Here is a 17,960-nt window from a genome sequence, read left to right on the forward strand (position 1 = left end):
TCCCGACCCCACCGGCTCAGTTCATCGTGCAGTCACCTCACCCGAGCCGGGCCCGAAGAGCCTTCAGCCTGTCCAGGGTGGAGCTGCTTCCGAGGATCTCCATGGACTCGAACAGGGGCGGAGAGACCTGTCGCCCGGTCACCGCGACACGCAGCGGGCCGTAGGCCAGACGCGGTTTGATCCCCTCGCCGTCGGGCATGCCCCGCCCCTCGACGATGGCGGTCTTGAGGGCCTCCTCCAGATGGTCCTTGTCCCACTGCTCAGGGCTGAGCCCCTCCAGGGCGCTGATGCCCGCCTCCAGCACGTCTCCGGCCGACGCCTTGAGCTTGGCCAGGGCCTTGTTGTCAACGACGAGATCGTCGTCGGGCACGAAGAGGAAGCCGAGCATGTCGCGGCTCTCGCGCAGCAGCTGGATCCGCGTCTGGATGAGAGGGGCAGCCTCGTTGAGGATCTCCTGCTCCCGAGCAGTGAGCTTGTCGAAGGAGTCCGCTGAGACCAGTGGCACCTGAGCGGTCTCTCCGGTCGGGTCGGGGTAGGCATCGGCGAGGTAGGGCACCAGCCGGTTCCGGAAGTCGGCCTCCCCCAGCGCACGCACCTGCTCGGCATTGATGGCCTCGCACTTCTTGGGGTCGAAGCGGGCCGGGTTGGGGTTGACGTCGTGGACGTCGAAGGCCTCGATCATCTCGGTGGCGGAGAAGACGTCGCGGTCCGCGCTCAGTGACCACCCCAGGAGGGCCAGGTAGTTGAGGAGCCCCTCGGGGATCATGCCGCGGTAGCGGTGGATGAGGAGGTTGGACTGCGGGTCTCGCTTGGACAGCTTCCGATTACCCTCCCCCATGACGTAGGGCAGGTGACCGAACTCGGGAATGACCTGAGCCCGGCCGATGTCCATAAGGGCCCGGTAGAGGACCACCTGCCGCGGAGTGGAGGACAGCAGGTCCTCACCGCGCAGAACATGGGTGATGCCCATCGCGGCGTCGTCAACGGGGTTGACCAGGGTGTAGAGGGGCTCACCGCCTGCGCGCACGACGACGTAGTCCGGCACGCTACCGGCCTTGAAGGTGATCGGGCCGCGGACCAGGTCGGTGAAGGTGATGTCCTCCTCCGGCATCCGCATCCGCAGGACGGGCAGGCGCCCTTCGGCGCGGAAGGCGTCCTTCTGCTCCTGGGTCAGATCGCGGTCGAAGCCGTCGTAGCCGAGCTTGGGGTCCTCGCCGCGCTCACGGTGACGGGCCTCGATCTCCTCGGGGGTGGAGAAGGACTCGTACAGGTAGCCCGCCGCCAGCAGCTCGGCGGCCACCTCCTTGTACAGGTCCATGCGCTGGGACTGGCGGTAGGGCTCATGAGGGCCGCCCTTACCCACGCCCTCGTCCCAGTCCAGGCCCAACCACGTCAGGGAGTCCAGGATGGCGTCGAAGGACTCCTCGGAGTCACGAGCGGCGTCGGTGTCCTCGATCCGGAAGACGAAGGTGCCACCGGTATGGCGGGCGTAGGCCCAGTTGAACAGGCAGGTGCGCACCATGCCCACGTGAGGGGTTCCCGTGGGTGAGGGGCAGAAACGCACGCGCACGGACGATGAGCCCTGCTCCGGGACACCGGAGGCGGCTGCGGGCTCAGGACGGACAGCGGATGAGTGATCACTGAGTTCAGGCATGATAGGGTCAGGATAGTCCCCTCAAGTGCCGCTCAGGGAACAAGGGTGGGCAACCCCTTGAAGGGGATTCCCACCATTCCAGCCGCCGACGCCTGCGCCGCGAACGCTCCAGCGGCCAGAACCAGCACCGCGGCCCCTGCGGCAAGATTCTGTAGGCAGTATTTTCCACGCGGGCGTCAACACCCATTGCCTCCGTCTCTCACCTGAAGTATTCGACCTCGACTCCGAGAGATGGGGATCTCACCCCATCGCACTGCGCATACAGACGAATTAACGTGCCACCCATGAGAGCATGATGTCGCCGCCAGGAAGTCCCCGCGGCTTCCACCAGAGGTGCTGACATCCCCAGCCTGTTCGGGAAGACCCCCGACTCATCGTTCCTTGGAGGCCTCATGTCCCCGTCCCTGCATCCCTTGGCGCGTTCCGCCAACCGCCGCCGATCGGCTCTCAGACTCCCCCTTGTCGCCGGGCTCAGCCTCGCTCTGGCCGTCCCGGCTCTCGCTGCGTGCCAGGACGAGTCCGGCCCCGCGCACCCCAGCGCCTCCAGCAGTGCGTCATCATCCGCTGAAAAGTCGGGCAAGGGCACGGAGCCGTCGGGGAAGCCCTCCGACTCCTCCAGCACAGAGGGCACAGAGGTCAATGGAGGTGCAGCCGGCTGGCACATCATCGTGTCAGCACCGGGCTGGACTAACACGAAGCGCGATACCGGAGGAGTCAATGAGCTGGTCAGCGACGACGGCTGCCAGTTCGTGACGATGCAGAACCTCCTCAACGGACAGCTCTCCACTGACCGCAAGGACACAGAAACATACGCCGCGAACGAGCAGCAGAAGTTCTCTCAGGGTGTCACCCATGTGAGCTTCAAACCCGCACAGGATGATTCGACCTCCGTCAAAGACGCCTCTGGAAACGCCATTGAGACCAAGAGGCTGGACTGGACCTACACCGGCAAGGACGGCAAGGAATACCAAGCCACTGAGTTCATCAGAGCATTCTCAACCATCAAGAGGCCGACCATGCTCACCGCAACTCTCATCTGCCCCAAGGACAAGTACTCCACCGCTGTTCTTGACGATCTCATGAAGGACACGACCGTCACCGACCCGGGCCCGGCCGACATGGATGAGGGCACATCCGGCGATGGCGCGGGCAAGGACTCCAAGAGCGACGACAAGAAGAGCGACGAGAAGGGCTCGGGAAGCTCTCCCAAGGACACCTGATCGGGCCCTCGGCTCCCCTTGAGCCGATGAGCAACACCGGTACTCACCGGGTATGGGTGGGGTTCCCGGGGCATGCCTCGAGAACCCCACCCATCGTCATCGGGGCGAGGACTCCAGCTCCTCGGCACCAGTCACATTGCCTCAGCGACGGACCACCGGGTTGGAGAAGAAGCCGATGCCCTCGACCTCGACCTCGACGCGCTGACCGGCGCGGATCTCGCCGACTCCCGCCGGCGTTCCAGTGAGAATGACGTCGCCGGGCAGGAGGGTGAAGATCGTCGATATGTAGGCGACCAGCTCGGGGATCGTGCGGATCATGTCCGTGGTCCGCCCCTCCTGGACGAGGTGGCCGTCGACCCGGGCGCGTACCACCGCGTCGCCGGGTGAGAAGAGCGGCTCGCGGCCGGGCTCGGGAACCTCGATCCACGGCCCCAGGGGGCAGGAGGTGTCGAAGGCCTTGGCCCGCACCCACTGCGGCTCGGCGCGCTGGCGGTCTCGGGCCGAGACGTCGTTGGCGACCGTGTAGCCCAGGATGACGTCGTCGGCGTGGTCCACGGGGACGTCCTTGGCGAGGGTCTTGAGGACGATGGCGAGCTCGGCCTCGTAGTGGATCTCGTCGCTCCAGGAGGGTAGGACGATGGGAGCGTCCGGCCCGATGACGGAGGTGTTGGGCTTGAGGAAGACGACCGGGTCGCGCGGTGGCTCGTCCTCCCCCATCTCGGTGATGTGGCCCGCGTAGTTCTTCCCGATCCCCACGACCTTGGAGCGCGGGATGACCGGTGACAGGAGCCGGGCCTCACGCAGCTCGACGACTTCCCCGGTGGCCTCGGGCAGGGAGTAGAGGGGGTCTCCCTTGAGGACCAGGAGGTGCCCCTCGGACTCGCCCGAGGCGGTCTGTTCCTCGGGCAGGCCCTGAACAATGCCGTAGCGGGGCTCGTCACCGGTGGAGAAGCGCGCGATCTTCATGGGCCTCAGCCTAGCGCTGTTGGGCTCAGCTGCCCGAGGCCTCCTCGAGCGCGGCGCGACGCTCCGTGATGGCGGCGTGGGCGGCGCCGTCGGCGGCCCAGACGTCTCCGGGGAGCGTGCCGGGCAGGTAGGGGTTGTCGGTGGCGATGAAACGGATCTCGTCCTTCTCACCGGCCTCGACGGCGCGGCGCTGAGCCTCCCAGTCACGCAGGGCTCCGAAGGCCCAGCTTCCCAGGGCGAGGATGGAGACCATGTTGATGACGGTCATCGCTCCCATGACGAGGTCGGAGAGGTTCCACACGAAGGTGAGGGTCGACAGGGAGCCGACGGCGGTGGCCACGATGATCATGGTCCGCAGGGCGTAGTGCTTGTGCTGCTTGCCCTGGAGGTAGTCCATGTTGACCTGGGCGTAGGTGTAGTTGCCCAGAAGCGAGGAGTAGGCGAAGACGAAGACGATGGCGACCATGAGGTACTGCGCCCAGCCGCCGAGGACGTTGGCGACCGAGTCGGCGGTCAGGGTGTTGGCGGCGTCCGCAGCCGCTTTGGCTGCCTCTTTGGAAACGCTGGGGCCTGCCGGAGTGTAGACCCCGGAGAGCAGGACGATGAGGGCGGTGACCGTGCACACCACGATGGTGTCGACGAAGACGCCCAGGGACTGTACGAATCCCTGCTGCACGGGGTGGGCCACGGTGGCGGTGGCCGCGATGTTGGGGACCGAGCCCTCACCGGCCTCGTTGGAGAACAGGCCTCGGCGGGTGCCGTGGAGAAGTGCGGCGGTGAATCCCCCGGCAACACCGGCGAAGGCCGCATTGATTCCAAAGGCGCCCTCGAAGATGGAGAGGATCGCACCCGGGATCGCGCCGATGTGCAGCACCAGGATGGCCACGGCGATGAGGGCGTAGACCACCGTCATGATCGGCACGAGCCACTCCGAGACGACAGCGACCGACTTGATGCCCTTGAAGATGATCGGTGTGGTGATGGCGACCAGAGCGACAGCGGTCATCCACGGCTCGATGTTGAAGGTATTCTTCATTGTGGCTGCGATCGTGTTGGCCTGGGTGGCCTCGTAGGCGAAGCCGAAGACGAAGGTGATGACGACGGCGAAGACCTTGGCCGCGGGCTTGGACCCCAGGCCGCGCTGGATGTAGTAGGCCGGGCCCCCGCGGAAGGTGCCGTCGGGGTGGGTGACCTTGTAGAGCTGGGCGAGGGTGGCCTCGATGAATCCGGTGGCCATGCCCACCAGCGCCACGATCCACATCCAGAATACGGCGCCGGGGCCGCCCATGGTGATGGCGATGGCCACGCCCACGATGTTGCCGGTGCCCACGCGGGAGGCCAGCCCGACGGCGAAGGCCTGGAAGGAGGAGATCCCGCCCTCCTTGCTGTCACGGGAGGAGGTGATGGCCCGCACCATGTAGGGGAAGAGCCGCAGCTGCACGAATCCGGTCCGCGCAGTGAAGTACAGGCCACCCAGCACGAGCAGCCAGGCGAGCAGGTAGAGGAACAGGTACCCGGCGGCATCATCGAGGATCTTGGCGCCACCGTCGAAGAAGCGCTCCAAGGAGGCGACCCAGCTGTTGTCTGCACTGGATGTCGCACTGGTCAAGGAAGCCAGAACCGGTTGCACGTGAGAACCTCCGTAGGGGGTGGGATGACGGCGCGGGCGGGGTGGCAACGGACACGTCAACCAGCACGGGAACGGTCCGTACCGGAATACACGTCCCGTCCACGTCCCCCTCCTTCGGGAGGGCGGGCACCGTATTCGCGAAGGCTACGGATACAGTGTTTCGATCCGGTGACGGCCCCGTGGCACTGCTGCCACACGTGTGCAGGGCATTGTGGCGCTTCCCACGGGAGCGCCGATCTATCGGCCGGTCGAGTACTCCCAAGCACCTTCCGGCAAGGGCGCTGGAAGGTACTGGGAGTCCCCGCGGAAGACCAGTTGGCCACCCTCCGACGTCAACATGCCCCGCCTGGCCTCCCAGTCCCTGAGCGCACCGACGACCCACCGGCTCAGAAGCACCAGCGCCACGAGGTTGATGATGGCGCCCAGCCCCAGGAGCACGTCCGCCAGGGTCCACACGGTGGTCAGCTGCTGCACGCTGCCGACGCCGGCGCAGATGACGGCGCCGATCTGGAGCGCGCGCGAGATCCCAGGACGGTCGGTGAGGTAGTCGAGGCAGACCTGGGCGTAGGAGAAGGCCCCGATGATGGTGGTGTAGGCCAGGACGACGATGAGCAGCGCCATGGGCCAGCGGCTCCACTCCCCCACGAGGTGGGCGATGGCGTCCTGGGTGAGGGTTCCCGCGCTCTCCTTGGCGCTCACCCCGGGATGGAGGACGTCCGCGCCGGCAACCAGGATCGCCAGCGCCGTCGCCGTGCAGACGAACAGGGTGTCCACCACGACCCCGAAGGCCTGAATGAAGCCCTGCTGCACGGGGTGACTCACGGTGGCCGAGCCCGCGGCGCAGGCGGCCCCTCCGAGCCCAGCCTCATTGGAGAACAGGCCGCGGCGCACGCCGTTGAGCAGCGCGGCGGTCAGCCCGCCGGCCACGCCGCCCAGCCCCTGGCGCAGGCCGAAGGCGCCCTCGATGATGGAGCACAACGCCTCAAAGGCCTGGGCGGGGTGGGTCAGGAGGATGGCCAGCACCAGCACGAGGTAGGCCAGCGCCATGAACGGGGCCAGGTACTCGGCCACGCGGGCCATGGCGCGCAGGCCCCCTAGGAGGACTGGGGCGGTCAGGGCCACGACGAGGACGGCACCCAGGCTCGGCGAGAGGCCCCCGGCCCTATGAAGGGCGACGGTGATGGCGTTGGCCTGCACCATGGGCATGACCAGACCGTTGGCGATGAGGAAGACGACGGCGAACACCCCGCCCAGGATCGGCAGCCCCAGTCCCCGCGAGATGTAGTAGGCGGGGCCACCGCGGAAGGTGCCGTCAGGACGACGCATCTTGAACAGCTGGGCGAGCGTGGCCTCGCTGAAGGCGGTGGCGGTTCCCAGGATCGCCACGAGCCACATCCACAGCACGGCTCCCGGCCCGCCCAGGATGAGCGCCAGCGCCACCCCGACGATGTTGCCGGTCCCCACCCGACAGGCCAGTCCGACGGCGAAGGCCTGGAAGGAGGTGATGCCGCCGTGGCTGCCGTCGCGTGAGCCGACCACTGAGGCGGCGATCGCGTCGCTGTGCCGCAGCTGGACAGCCCCGGTTCTCACGGTGAAGAAGATGCCCGCGCCGATGAGGAGCCACATGAGGCCCCAGGAGTAGAGCATGTCGGAGACGGAGGTCAGGGCGGCGTCGACCTGATCCATCCATGAGATGCGCCCCAGAGGTGACATGATGATCAGCCCCGCTTCGCCACGTCGTCGGGCTCCCAGATACCGGGGACCACGTCTCCGGGCAGGAGGGAGTTGCCGTGCCCCACGAAGGCGGGCTCGGTGATGCCCCGGGCGCGCTGGGACTCGAAGTCGCGCAGGGCTCCGATGACCCAGGGGGCCAGACGGACGATGACGACGAGGTTGAGCACGCCCAGGAGCCCCAGGGCGATGTCGGATAGGGCCCAGACGACGGGCAGGGTCAGGACGGTGCCGCCGAAGGCCGCGGCGGTCAGGACGATCCCGAAGATCTGCTCGGCCCGGCGTTCTCCGCCCAGGAAGTTGACGTTGACCTGCGCGTAGGAGTAGCAGCCCAGCACCGTGGAGAAGACCAGGACGAAGATGAGTACCACCATGGGCCAGGTGGTCCAGGCGCCCAGGTGCTCGGCAACGGCCTGCTGGGTGAGGATCGCTCCGACCAGGGAGCCGTCGCCGGGGTGGTAGGCCTTGGTGGTCAGCAGGATGAGCAGGCCGGTGGCCGTGCACACCAGGATCGTGTCGACGAAGACGCCGAAGGACTGGATGAGGCCCTGTCGCACGGGGTGGGCGACGGTCGCGGTGCCAGCGGCATTGGGGACGGTTCCGAGCCCGGCCTCGTTGGAGAACAGCCCGCGGCGCACGCCGTTGAGCAGTGCCGCGAGGATTCCTCCGGCGGTGCCGAACAGGGCCTGGTTGAGGCCGAAGGCCCCTTCGAAGACGCTCCCCAGGACCTCGGGGAGCCTACCGATGTTGAGGATGATGACCACCACGGCCATGAGCACGTAGGCCAACGCCATGAGGGGGGCCAGCCACTCCGCGATACGGGCCACGAGCCGGACTCCGCCCAGGACCACGGGAGCGGTGAGCAGGACGAGGAAGACCCCGACCATCCAGCCCGAGACGCTGGGGACGGTGGCGGTGATGACCTCGGCCAGCGAGTTCGTCTGCACCATGACCACTGTCACGCCGACCGAGACGATGCACATGGCGGCGAAGATCTTGCCCCACAGGGCCGATCCCAGACCGTTCTTGATGTAGTAGGCCGGGCCCCCGCGGAAGGTGAAGTCCCGGCCGCGCTCCTTGAAGATCTGGGCGAGCGTGGACTCCACGAAGCTGGTGGCCATGCCGATGAGGGCGACGACCCACATCCAGAACAGGGCTCCGGGACCGCCGGCCACAATAGCCAGGGCGACTCCGGCGATGTTCCCGATGCCGACGCGCGCGGCCAGTCCCACGGCGAAGGCCTGGAAGGAGGAGATACCGCCCTGCGCACTGGAGCGGGACCCGGGCAGCGAGTTGACCATGGTGCCGAAGTGGCGCACCTGAACCAGGTGGGAGCGGGCGGTCAGGTAGATGCCGACCAGGATGAGCAGGGCGGCAAGAAGGTAGGTGTAGAAGAAGTTGTCGACGGAGTTGAGCAGGTTCTCGATGCTGGTGAGGTTCATGCGTCTGCTCCTGTCGAGGCGGCGGGCTGGCTGCTGGCTGGGGTCGCTGCGGGAACGTCGTCGGCGGTGCTGTCCGCCTCGGTCAGGCTGGTCCGCTCACCGGCCCAGACGTCACCGGGGAGGTCACCGGGCAGATAGGGGTTGCCCACGCCGTTGAACAGGGGGGCGACTCGTCCTGCCGAACGCTGAGCGTCCCAGTCCCTGAGTGCCCCCACGCCCCAGCGGGCGAGCCAGATGAGGGCGACCAGGTTGGTCAGGGTCATGACGGCCATGGTGATGTCGACGGTGTTCCATACGACGGTCAGAGAGGCGAGGGCCCCCAGCCCGGTGGAGACCACTGAGACGAGTCGGGGCAGCCAGCGCCACTCGGGCCGCTCGGAGATGAAGGTCATGGAGACCTCTGAGTAGGTGGCCGCAGCGATGATGGAGGAGAAGGCCAGAACGAAGATGACGATGGCCATGGGAATGGCCGTCCAGCCGCCGAGGGTGGCGGCGACGGCGTCGGAGGTCAAGGTTGCCGCGGCATCGGAGGTGAGTTTGCCCGCCTCGACGAGAACGGGGCTGTAGACCCCGGAGACCAGGATGATGAAGGCGGTCGCGGTGCACACGATGATGGTGTCGACGAACACGCCGAGGGACTGAATGAGCCCCTGCTGGACGGGGTGGGCCACGGTGGCGGTGGCGGCGGCGAAGGGGGCGGTGCCCTGCCCGGCCTCGTTGGAGAACAGGCCGCGGCGGGTCCCGTTGGTCAGGGCAGCGATGATGCCGCCGGTCATCCCTCCGGCGAAGGGCGCCGGTCCGAAGGCCGAGGAGACGATCGTGACCACAAGCCCCCAGAGCTGGGTGATGTGGAGGGCGACGATGACAACGGCCATGACGACGTAGACCAGGGCCATGATGGGCGCCATCCACTCGGTGACGCGGGCGACCCGGCGTACTCCGCCCAGGATGACGAGGGCGGACAGCCCCACCAGCACCGCGGCGGCGGCGCTCGGGGGCAGGTGCAGCGGGGAGTCCGGGCCGATGACCCCGGCGACGGCGTTGGACTGGACCATGATGATGGAGAAGCCGCAGGTGAAGATCGTCAGTCCCGCGAAGGCGACACCCAGGGGGCGGCTGCGCATCCCGCGCGCCATGTAGTAGGCGGGCCCGCCGCGGAAGGAGCCGTCGGTGTGGCGGACCTTGAACATCTGGGCCAGGGTCGCCTCGAAGAAGGCGGTGGCCATGCCGACCAGGGCGACCACCCACATCCAGAAGATCGCACCGGGGCCTCCCAGGATGAGGGCGGCGGCCACTCCGAAGACATTGCCGATGCCCACGCGGGCGGCCAGGGAGATCGTGAAGGCCTGGAAGGAGGAGATGCCTCCTTGAGCCCCGGAACGCGACCCGGCCACCTGGCGGAACATGTCCGGCAGGCGGCGGAGCTGCACGAAGCCAGTGCGGACGGTCAGCAGGATCCCGGTACCGACAAGCACCCACATGGTGATGTGGAGCGTGATCCAGTCCGAGACCGCCGCGAGCTGAGCGGCGAGGGCATCCATGGGAGATTCAGCCTTTCACGGTGTCGCGACAGGTGGGGACGGCCCGCATGCTCTCATGAATCGGCGCCCGGAACATAGTGCGGTCGTTCCTCAGGATGCGGGCGCGGGCCGACGTCGCACGGATCAGGACCCGGTCGTGGCCTCGGGCGGGTCGGCGGGCGCCCAGAGCTCCTGGTGGTCGAGCACCAGCTGGACGGGCCGATTGTCCTCGTCCAGCCCCCAGTAGGCCTGGGCGGCGCCGTACTGCCGGCCGGAGTAGGTCGAGGCACCGATGGGCCCCGACCCCGGATCCATGAGGAAGGTCTGTTCCACCTGCCGCTCCACCCTGGAGTACTGCCTGTGGGTCATGCCGAAGTAGGCGTCGGCGTCGGCGATGGTGCCGTTACCCGACCTGGTGTCCAGCTCAGGCCACGAGCAGAAGTCCATGGAGCGCGCCGGCTTCTTTCCGACGATCGCGTGCTTCCACTGCACCGGTTCACGGTCCGCGAGGATGACGCGCAACGCGGCCACACACCGCTCACCATCCAGCGTGGTGAGCAGGGCCTGAGCCCGCGCCACACCGGGATCGATCCTGAGGGCGCATAGGCACATCTTTCCGAAGGGGTCTCCGACCGCCAGGTAACTGCCGTGGGGGAACTGACCGATCTCCTGAATCTCGACCGGCCCAACCTCAGCATTGCGGTACATCTCGGCGACGGCCCTGGCGTGTACGGCGGCGTAGGTCTCCGGGTCGTTCTCATCCCCGTCCTCCTCGCGCCACTCCATGGTGTCGCTGAGGAAGTCCTCGATGTAGTCCTCACTGAGCGCCTCGCAGGCCCAGGAGGCGGAGAACACGGCCGCGGGGTCGGGCATGTCCTCCTTGTGCTGGGCCTCCATGGGACTCGTCTTGTCGGCGGCGGCCTTCCAGGCCTCGAGCACGTCCTTGTCCACCAGTGGGGAGCTCGGCTCCTCGTCGTAGTCGTCAATGGTGTCGATCCGCCAGTCGTCACCGACGCGAACCAGCATCATCTCGATAATGGGGCTCCCCATGGCGTGCCGGCTTCGAGCCAGCCTTGCCATAGCGCTCGTGCCGTAGACATCGATACGTTCAATCGTGACGGTCTGCGGGCTGAAGGCTGCTGGCTCAGAAAAACCGGCGATATCTCCCTTGAGCGATCTCTCCAGCTGATGAGTAGCTCGGAGTTCTGCCGTCTTCGCAAACCACGTGGGGAACGGATCCTCCTCTTTCCACTTGTCGAACAGCGGCTTGACCTCGGCGTGGGCGGCGGCGTAGTCGGCGAGGAAGGCCTCGATGCGGGCACGGGGGTCCATCATTCTCCTACGGCAGACTGGACGGACGGTAAGTGCCCAGCATGCCACAGGCCGACCGCACCCCTCTTCGCAGCGAGCCCTTGACCGCCGTCCTGCCGAGCCGCCCCGCCCGGCCCGATCAGGGAAGGATGTCCTCGTAGTACGTGCCCCGCAGGAAGCGGTTCAGAGCCTTCTCGCCGGGGAGCCTGCCGTCATTCATCGTTTTCGCAGCCGCCAGCAGTGCACGGACGTCGTACTGAGCGGGCCAGATCGGAGGAACGTCTCGGTCGAGGTCGAGCAGCCCGTAGACGGCCATCATCGCCGTGCGTGCCGATCCCTCGGTTGTGAAGACACAGTCATCGGGCGTCTCAACGAACTGCCCGAGAAGGCCGAGATTGACGCAGCCATCCGGAATCACCTCGGGCCTGTCCCCAGCACGTCGAGGCATGAAGAAGGAGGTGATGTAAGGCATCGTCGCCAGGCGAACCTTGGTGCGCCTCTTGATCTCCTCGAACTGACCGATCAGGCCGAAGTGGTAGCAGTACTCCTTCAGGACCTCCTCACCGGTGCACTCGATCATCGGCTTACGCACGCAGTTCCCCAGGGCGTGCGGATAGAGACCGTAGGCCCAGGCCACGCCCCAGTCCTTCGGTTGAGCCCGGAACTGGGGCTGACGATTCATGGTCAGTGACAGGCACCAGCCTGAGTCCTCCGCGGTGATGATGCCTCCGGTGACCGTGCGGCCCGACAGGGGATCGTTGCCGGTGAGCTCATGGATCTTCTTCAGGAAGGGGTGGTCGGCCCCCATGAAGCTGAAGGAGGCGGATTCCCACACGGTCTTGTGGGGGTCGGAGCAGAACACATCAGGGCGGCCGAAGACCGCTGACTTCTTCGCGAGGTTGCGCCACAGTGTCCAGGCGCCTCCGGGCTGGTCGGTGAGGAAAGGAGGAACGGTGTCCATATCGCCGTAGCCGGTGGACTCGGTGCACGAGCCGATGGTGGCCAGGACAAGATCCTTCTCGGCGACGTCGATGGTTCCCTCCTGCCCGTCGGTTCGATGGAAACGAATACCGGTGACCACCTTGCGCCCGGAGGTGATGATCATCTCCAGGTCGTCGACACAGGTGTCGTACTGGAAGACCACACCCCTGTCCTTCAGCCAACGGGTCAGCGGCAGGACGAAGGACTCGAACTGGTTATAACGCGAGAAGCGCAGACAGGACAGATCGGAGAACCCGGGGAAGTACTGAAGGAAGCGGTGCATGTACCGCTTCATCTCGGTGAGGGACTCGTACTGCTGGAAGGCGAACATGGTCTTGAACAGCGTGTAGAAGTTCGAGGCGAGGAAATCGGCGTCGAACCAGTCCTCAATGGTCTTGCCGTAGGTCGCCTCCTCCTTGGCCATCAGCAGCTTGATGACTGCACGCTGGCCCTTCTTGTTCAGCCCCATCTTGTAGGTGTCCCGACGACGCCCGCAGTAGTGGATCACCCGGCACGGGTCGATGTTGGGGTCGTTCTCGTTAACCGTGCGGAACTCGTCAAGGACGGTGTAGGGCTCGGGCATCTCCAGTGCCGGGATCTCACGCATGATGTCCCAGAAGCACTCGAAGTGCTGGCCCATCTCCCTGCCCCCGCGAGCGATGAAGCCCTTGTCGGTGTCCCCGGCGCCGTCGAATGAGCCGCCGGGGACGGCGAGCTGTTCCAGGACGGTGATGTTGCACCCCGGCATGCGCCCGTCACGGATGAGGAAGGCCGCGGCCAGCAGGGCACCGATGCCCGAGCCCACGAGGTAGGCCCTGCGCTCGGCAATATCGGCCGGCGGAACAGGGTGGTTCTGGGTGTAGAGGCCGAGGTCGTTGTGGACGAACGGGTTCCCGTCCGGTGAGACGGGGTAGGTCCGCTGGTAGGTGGGCACGGTTCGCGTCATGGTCTCCTCCTGGGAGCAGCCGGATGTCACTTGTTGATATGTCCGTGAACGCCGGCGCGGCGACGGTCGGCCGGTGCGGTGCGGGGCACTCACACTGTATGCCTGCCTCCTGGGGTCTTGCCCCGCCGTCGCGCCATCTCCATGAGAGCATGTCGCCATGACGGCCCCTGCACTGAATGCGATGCTAGACGCCCTCATCCCGGCTGACGATCCCGAGCGCGTCCCCGAGCCCGAGGAGGTCTATCTGGCCTTCTCAAACTGGGCGGAGGCGACCGGCCGTCCCCTCTACCCGCACCAGGATGAGGCGCTCTCAGAGATTCTGGAGGATCGCCACGTCATTGCCGCCACCCCGACCGGCTCGGGCAAGTCGATGATCGCGCTGGCCGCTCACACCGCCTCCCTGGCCCGCGGTGGCCGCTCCTACTACACGGCTCCTCTCAAGGCCCTGGTCAGTGAGAAGTTCTTCGAGCTGGTGCGCCTGTTCGGGGCGGATAACGTCGGCATGGTCACCGGGGACACCTCCATCAACGCCGCCGCCCCGATCATCTGCTGCACCGCGGAGATCCTGGCCAACCAGTCCCTGCGCGAGGGCGAGGACATGGACGTGGACTGCGTCATCATGGACGAGTTCCACTACTACGCCGACCCGCAGCGCGGCTGGGCCTGGCAGGTGCCCCTCCTGGAGCTGCCCCAGGCGCAGATGGTGCTGCTGTCGGCCACGCTGGGCGACGTCTCCTTCTTCGTGCGGGACCTGCGCGAGCGCACGGGCCGCGAGGTCGCCGTCGTCGACGACGCCGTGCGGCCGGTGCCGTTGGAGATGGAGTACGTCGTCGAACCGATCGGTGAGCTGCTTCAGCGCCTGGTGGGGCAGGACAAGGCGCCGGTCTACGTCGTCCACTTCTCCCAGAAGGAGGCGGTGGAGCGGGCGACCTCCCTGCTGAGCGTGGACCTGGTGCCCAAGTCCCGTAAGGCCGAGGTGGCGAAGGCACTCGGTGACTTCCGCTTCGGGAGCGGTTTCGGGGCCACGCTCTCGCGGCTGCTGCGCGCCGGGATCGGCGTGCACCACGCGGGCATGCTGCCGCGCTACCGGCGGCTGGTGGAGCGTCTGGCCCGCGAGGGACTGCTGTCCGTCATCTGCGGCACGGACACGCTCGGGGTGGGGATCAACGTGCCGATCCGCTCGGTGGTTATGACCTCCCTGGTAAAGTTCGACGGTTCCAAGGAGCGTCACCTCACCGCCCGCGAGTTCCACCAGATCGCCGGGCGGGCGGGGCGCGCCGGCTTCGACACCCGCGGCTACGTCCTCGTCCAGGCCCCCGAGCACGTCATTGAGAACGCCAAGGCGCTGGCCAAGGCCGGCGACGACGAGCGCAAGCGCCGCAAGATCGTGCGAAAGAAGGCCCCTGAGGGGCGCGTCAACTGGACGGACAAGACCTTCGAGCGGCTGCGCGACGCGGCCCCGGAGACACTGACCAGCCAGTTCCAGGTCACCACCACCATGGTGCTCAACCTCATGGAGCGAGCCGGCGACCCGGTGGCGGCGATGGCGGGCCTGCTGGAGCACGCCCACGAGCCCGAGGCCCAGCGGCGCCGCCACGTGCGCCGCGCCCTGGAGATCTACCTGTCGCTGCGCACGGCGGGCGTCCTGACGCACGTCTCCAGCGCCCAGGCCGCCGCCGACGGGCGCCCCCGGCTGCGCCTGGCCGTGGACCTGCCGGCCGACTTCGCCCTCAACCAGCCCCTGGCCCCCTTCGCCCTGGCGGCCATGGACCTGCTGAACGTGGAGGCCCCGGAGCACACGGTTGACGTCGTCAGCGTCGTCGAGGCCACCCTGGACGATCCGCGTCCTCTGCTCTACGCCCAGCAGCGCGCCGCCCGCGGCGAGGCGATCGCCGCGATGAAGGCCGAGGGCATGGACTACGAGGAGCGTATGGCCGCTCTGGAGGAAGTCACCTGGCCCCAGCCGCTGGCCGAGCTGCTCTCCCCCGCCCTGGAGATGTACAAGCAGGCCAACCCGTGGATCGCTGAGCACGAGCTGGCGCCCAAGTCGGTGGTGCGCGAGATGGTGGAGAACGCGATGACCTTCTCCGACCTCATCTCCCGCTACGAGCTGGGCCGCAGCGAGGGCGTGGTGCTGCGCTACCTGACCGACGCCTACCGGGCGCTGCGCCAGGTCGTGCCCGAGGAGCACCGCACTCCCGAGGTCGTCGAGCTCATCGACTGGCTGGGGGCACTCGTGCGCGCCGTCGACTCCTCCCTGCTCGATGAGTGGGAGGCGCTCGGCCAGGCCCAGGCCGGCAAGGCCGGCGAGGCCGCCGGCCTGCTGGAGGGTGACCGTCCCGGCGCGGACGACTCGGCCGGGGTGGAGCGGGCCTTCGGCGCGGACGAGGACGGGACGGTGGCCTTCACTCGCAACCGCCACGCCTTCCGGGTGGCGGTGCGCCGGGAGATGTTCCGACGCGTGGAGCTCATGGCGCGTGACGACGTCGAGGCCCTGGGGCGCCTGGACGCCTCCTCCGGCTGGGGCGAGGACCGCTGGGACGAGGTGCTGGGCCGCTACTGGGACGAGTACGACTGGATCGACACGGACACCTCCGCCCGGGCGATCTCACTGGCGCCACTCGACGAGGCCCCCGATGAGACGGCCCTGGCGGCCGCCGGGGTCAGTGAGCGCCTGCGCGAGGCCCTGGAGGCCTCCGGCAGACAGGTGTGGCTGGCCACACAGGTCTTGGAGGATCCCGACGGCGACCACGACTGGCGTCTGACGGCCCTGGTGGATCTGGCCGAGTGCGACCGGGAAGGGCGCGCGGTCGTCCACCTGCTGTCCGTGGGACCGCAGCAGGGTTAGTCCACCTCGGGGGTGTCCGCGACGGGCCTGACCGGCTGGCGCAGGACGGTCTTCATCCTCTCCGGCGCCACGCGCCTGGGGTCGCTGAGGTAGATCTCGTGGTGGGGCCCGTTCCAGGTGAGGCCGAGGTCCGGCATGACCTCATCGTGCAGGCGCGCCAGGGTGGGGGCCTCGTCGTCGTAGGTGCCCACGTGGAGGATCTGCAGCGACCTGCCCTCGCTCAGGGGGAGCTCCTTGAGGGCGGAGATGGACAGCTCGGGCTTCTTGCGCGCGGCCTGTGCCAGCCCCTCGGCGATGTCCTGCGAGGAGACCGCCTCGGGCAGGGGGATCATCATGGTCCAGTCCCACTCCCCCTTGTCACCGGCGACGAAGGCCGCATTGTCGGCGCTCGTCCACAGTCCTTCCAGAGGCCCGACGACGAAGTCATCGCCGGTTCGTTTCTTCAGTACGGCGCGGATCGCGTAGGCGCCCGCGTAGAGCGCCTGGATCGCGGTGGCGTAGGCCGGTGAGGTGTTGGGGTCGCCGTGGCCGTCGATGGCCAGGTAGGTCATGGCCGGTACGTCCACCTCCGTGAAGTCGGCCTTTCCCGGCAGGTACAGGTCCTTGCGGTCCTTCTTGATATCAGTCCTCATCACTGTCTACTTTCTTCAGGAGGGATCGGGTCCAGGTGAGATCCGCCTCCTGGCGCAGGATCTCGTAGTCAAAGATGGCCAGGGCGTGCTCCTCGTCGACCTGGGCGCTCAGGGCGCGCAGCTCATCGAGCCTGCCAAGGAGCGCCTCAACGCGCTGCTCGAGGAGGGCCACGAGCGCGGGATCGTCGAGCCGGGGGTAGGCGTTGAGCGCCGGGAGCACGCCTGCGGAGGGTGGTGCCGGAGAGAGGACACGTGCACTGGCTGCATTCCTCAGCTCGTGGCGCCCAGCGTCGGTCACGCGGAAGACGGTGCGCCGCCCCTGGGAGCCCTCGTCGGGCTCGAGGAGCCCCCGTTCCGACAGGCGCTTGAGGAGGTAGTAGACGGAGGAGAAGGCCAGGGAGGTCCACTGACGGTAGCCGCGCTGCTCGATGACTCGGTCGAGGTCGTAGCCATGGCGCGGCTGCTCAGCAAGGAGCGAGAGGAGAACGATGTCGGCGTCCGATGACATGCCGTTACTCTAGCACTAGAGTAACGGCATGCAAGTCGGCTGCGGACTGATTCACCGGGGCGGCGAGGTCGGAGGGCTGCGCGGCTACGGACGGACCGCGTGGGCGAGCTGGCGGATCTGGGTCGGACGGGTGCGGCAGCAGCCGCCGACGAGCCGCGCCCCGGCGTCGATCCAGGAGGCCGCCAGCGCCGGGATTCCAGCCCCCTCGCCAGTGGAATGTCAGGTCTTGGTCACCGGGTCGTAGAGATCGCTGGCTGTGCTGTCTCTTCACTTCTGGGACATATGGGCGTCATGACTTCTGAGACGCTCGCTCGGGCGGGAGCCCGGGGCGTGCTGGTGGTCCTGGAGGTGAGGGTGGCCTCAAGGCGAGGCATGACGGGGTGTGGGTGTCCATGGTGCTGACATCACAGGCGCATCGGCGCTGCGCGTTGGAGAGGAACCGCAGGATTCCAACAATCCCCACGGGGTGCTTCGACGCCGGGCACGTTCATGTCAGCGCTGTGGACACCGGGCCGCGCAGGAGCGAGTCCGGGGTTCTTGGCGGAACAGCCCGGCGCCTCCGCCACAGGTC

At 67.4% G+C, this 17,960-nt stretch carries 13 protein-coding genes; 2 read left to right on the forward strand and 11 right to left on the reverse strand.

Going from position 1 to position 17,960, the window contains the following annotated elements:
• Positions 1-37: 37 nt before the first annotated feature.
• Positions 38-1,654 carry a glutamate--tRNA ligase gene (gene gltX / locus BKH20_RS13375; RefSeq protein ID WP_075391451.1) on the reverse strand — a complete coding sequence of 539 codons (1,617 nt, stop codon included), beginning with the start codon at positions 1,652-1,654 and terminating at the stop codon, positions 38-40.
• Positions 1,655-2,046: 392 nt separating this feature from the next.
• Here gltX and BKH20_RS13380 point away from each other — a divergent pair, with 392 nt between their 5' ends.
• Positions 2,047-2,874: a hypothetical protein gene (locus BKH20_RS13380; RefSeq protein WP_075391452.1), complete on the forward strand. Its 828-nt coding sequence runs from the start codon at positions 2,047-2,049 to the stop codon at positions 2,872-2,874.
• Positions 2,875-3,015: 141 nt separating this feature from the next.
• On the opposite strand, the gene BKH20_RS13385 is transcribed toward BKH20_RS13380, so the two are convergent.
• From BKH20_RS13385 to BKH20_RS13415, 7 genes are all read right to left on the reverse strand, one after another.
• Positions 3,016-3,840 (reverse strand): fumarylacetoacetate hydrolase family protein, encoded by an 825-nt coding sequence (locus BKH20_RS13385; protein ID WP_075391453.1) that lies wholly within the window; start codon positions 3,838-3,840, stop codon positions 3,016-3,018.
• A 25-nt stretch (positions 3,841-3,865) separates the two neighbouring features.
• Positions 3,866-5,470, reverse strand: coding sequence for an alanine/glycine:cation symporter family protein (locus BKH20_RS13390; protein WP_075391454.1), 1,605 nt, complete (start codon positions 5,468-5,470; stop codon positions 3,866-3,868).
• A gap of 237 nt (positions 5,471-5,707) precedes the next feature.
• Complete coding sequence (locus BKH20_RS13395) at positions 5,708-7,156, reverse strand: alanine/glycine:cation symporter family protein (RefSeq protein WP_256693195.1); 1,449 nt, start codon at positions 7,154-7,156, stop codon at positions 5,708-5,710.
• 32 nt (positions 7,157-7,188) lie between these two features.
• Positions 7,189-8,643, reverse strand: a complete 1,455-nt coding sequence (locus tag BKH20_RS13400) for an alanine/glycine:cation symporter family protein (protein WP_075391455.1) — start codon at positions 8,641-8,643, stop codon at positions 7,189-7,191.
• Positions 8,640-10,184 (reverse strand): alanine/glycine:cation symporter family protein, encoded by a 1,545-nt coding sequence (locus BKH20_RS13405; RefSeq protein WP_075391456.1) that lies wholly within the window; start codon positions 10,182-10,184, stop codon positions 8,640-8,642. Before BKH20_RS13405 ends, BKH20_RS13400 begins: the two co-directional genes overlap by 4 nt.
• A gap of 123 nt (positions 10,185-10,307) precedes the next feature.
• Complete coding sequence (locus BKH20_RS13410; RefSeq protein ID WP_075391457.1) at positions 10,308-11,495, reverse strand: hypothetical protein; 1,188 nt, start codon at positions 11,493-11,495, stop codon at positions 10,308-10,310.
• Between the two features lie 118 nt (positions 11,496-11,613).
• Positions 11,614-13,401, reverse strand: coding sequence for an oleate hydratase (locus tag BKH20_RS13415; protein WP_075391458.1), 1,788 nt, complete (start codon positions 13,399-13,401; stop codon positions 11,614-11,616).
• A gap of 157 nt (positions 13,402-13,558) precedes the next feature.
• Between BKH20_RS13415 and BKH20_RS13420 the strand changes: the two genes are divergently transcribed.
• Entirely contained in the window at positions 13,559-16,249 is a 2,691-nt protein-coding gene (locus tag BKH20_RS13420; protein ID WP_075391459.1) for a DEAD/DEAH box helicase, read from the forward strand.
• Here BKH20_RS13420 and BKH20_RS13425 read toward each other — a convergent pair.
• The 3 genes from BKH20_RS13425 to BKH20_RS14855 form a co-directional block, all read right to left on the reverse strand.
• Entirely contained in the window at positions 16,246-16,881 is a 636-nt protein-coding gene (locus tag BKH20_RS13425) for a GyrI-like domain-containing protein (RefSeq protein ID WP_075391460.1), read from the reverse strand. The genes BKH20_RS13420 and BKH20_RS13425 overlap by 4 nt on opposite strands.
• On the reverse strand, positions 16,871-17,389 hold the full coding sequence (locus BKH20_RS13430) for a PadR family transcriptional regulator (RefSeq protein WP_075391461.1): 519 nt from the start codon (positions 17,387-17,389) through the stop codon (positions 16,871-16,873). Before BKH20_RS13430 ends, BKH20_RS13425 begins: the two co-directional genes overlap by 11 nt.
• Positions 17,390-17,473: 84 nt before the next feature.
• Positions 17,474-17,584 carry a homocysteine S-methyltransferase family protein gene (locus BKH20_RS14855; protein WP_346477294.1) on the reverse strand — a complete coding sequence of 37 codons (111 nt, stop codon included), beginning with the start codon at positions 17,582-17,584 and terminating at the stop codon, positions 17,474-17,476.
• Positions 17,585-17,960: the final 376 nt, after the last annotated feature.

It is taken from the genome of Actinomyces oris (assembly GCF_001937445.1).
Lineage (GTDB): Bacteria > Actinomycetota > Actinomycetes > Actinomycetales > Actinomycetaceae > Actinomyces > Actinomyces acetigenes.

What these genes read in the sequence shown, in the direction of transcription:
- BKH20_RS13410 (WP_075391457.1), bottom strand. Translation starts at nt 11,495, where the DNA reads ATGGACCCCCGTGCCCGCATCGAGGCCTTCCTCGCCGACTACGCCGCC.
- BKH20_RS13395 (WP_256693195.1), bottom strand. Translation starts at nt 7,156, where the DNA reads ATGGATCAGGTCGACGCCGCCCTGACCTCCGTCTCCGACATGCTCTAC.
- gltX (WP_075391451.1), bottom strand. Translation starts at nt 1,654, where the DNA reads ATGCCTGAACTCAGTGATCACTCATCCGCTGTCCGTCCTGAGCCCGCA.
- BKH20_RS13405 (WP_075391456.1), bottom strand. Translation starts at nt 10,184, where the DNA reads ATGGATGCCCTCGCCGCTCAGCTCGCGGCGGTCTCGGACTGGATCACG.
- BKH20_RS13430 (WP_075391461.1), bottom strand. Translation starts at nt 17,389, where the DNA reads ATGTCATCGGACGCCGACATCGTTCTCCTCTCGCTCCTTGCTGAGCAG.
- BKH20_RS13385 (WP_075391453.1), bottom strand. Translation starts at nt 3,840, where the DNA reads ATGAAGATCGCGCGCTTCTCCACCGGTGACGAGCCCCGCTACGGCATT.
- BKH20_RS13380 (WP_075391452.1), top strand. Translation starts at nt 2,047, where the DNA reads ATGTCCCCGTCCCTGCATCCCTTGGCGCGTTCCGCCAACCGCCGCCGA.
- BKH20_RS13400 (WP_075391455.1), bottom strand. Translation starts at nt 8,643, where the DNA reads ATGAACCTCACCAGCATCGAGAACCTGCTCAACTCCGTCGACAACTTC.
- BKH20_RS13420 (WP_075391459.1), top strand. Translation starts at nt 13,559, where the DNA reads ATGACGGCCCCTGCACTGAATGCGATGCTAGACGCCCTCATCCCGGCT.
- BKH20_RS13425 (WP_075391460.1), bottom strand. Translation starts at nt 16,881, where the DNA reads ATGAGGACTGATATCAAGAAGGACCGCAAGGACCTGTACCTGCCGGGA.
- BKH20_RS13415 (WP_075391458.1), bottom strand. Translation starts at nt 13,401, where the DNA reads ATGACGCGAACCGTGCCCACCTACCAGCGGACCTACCCCGTCTCACCG.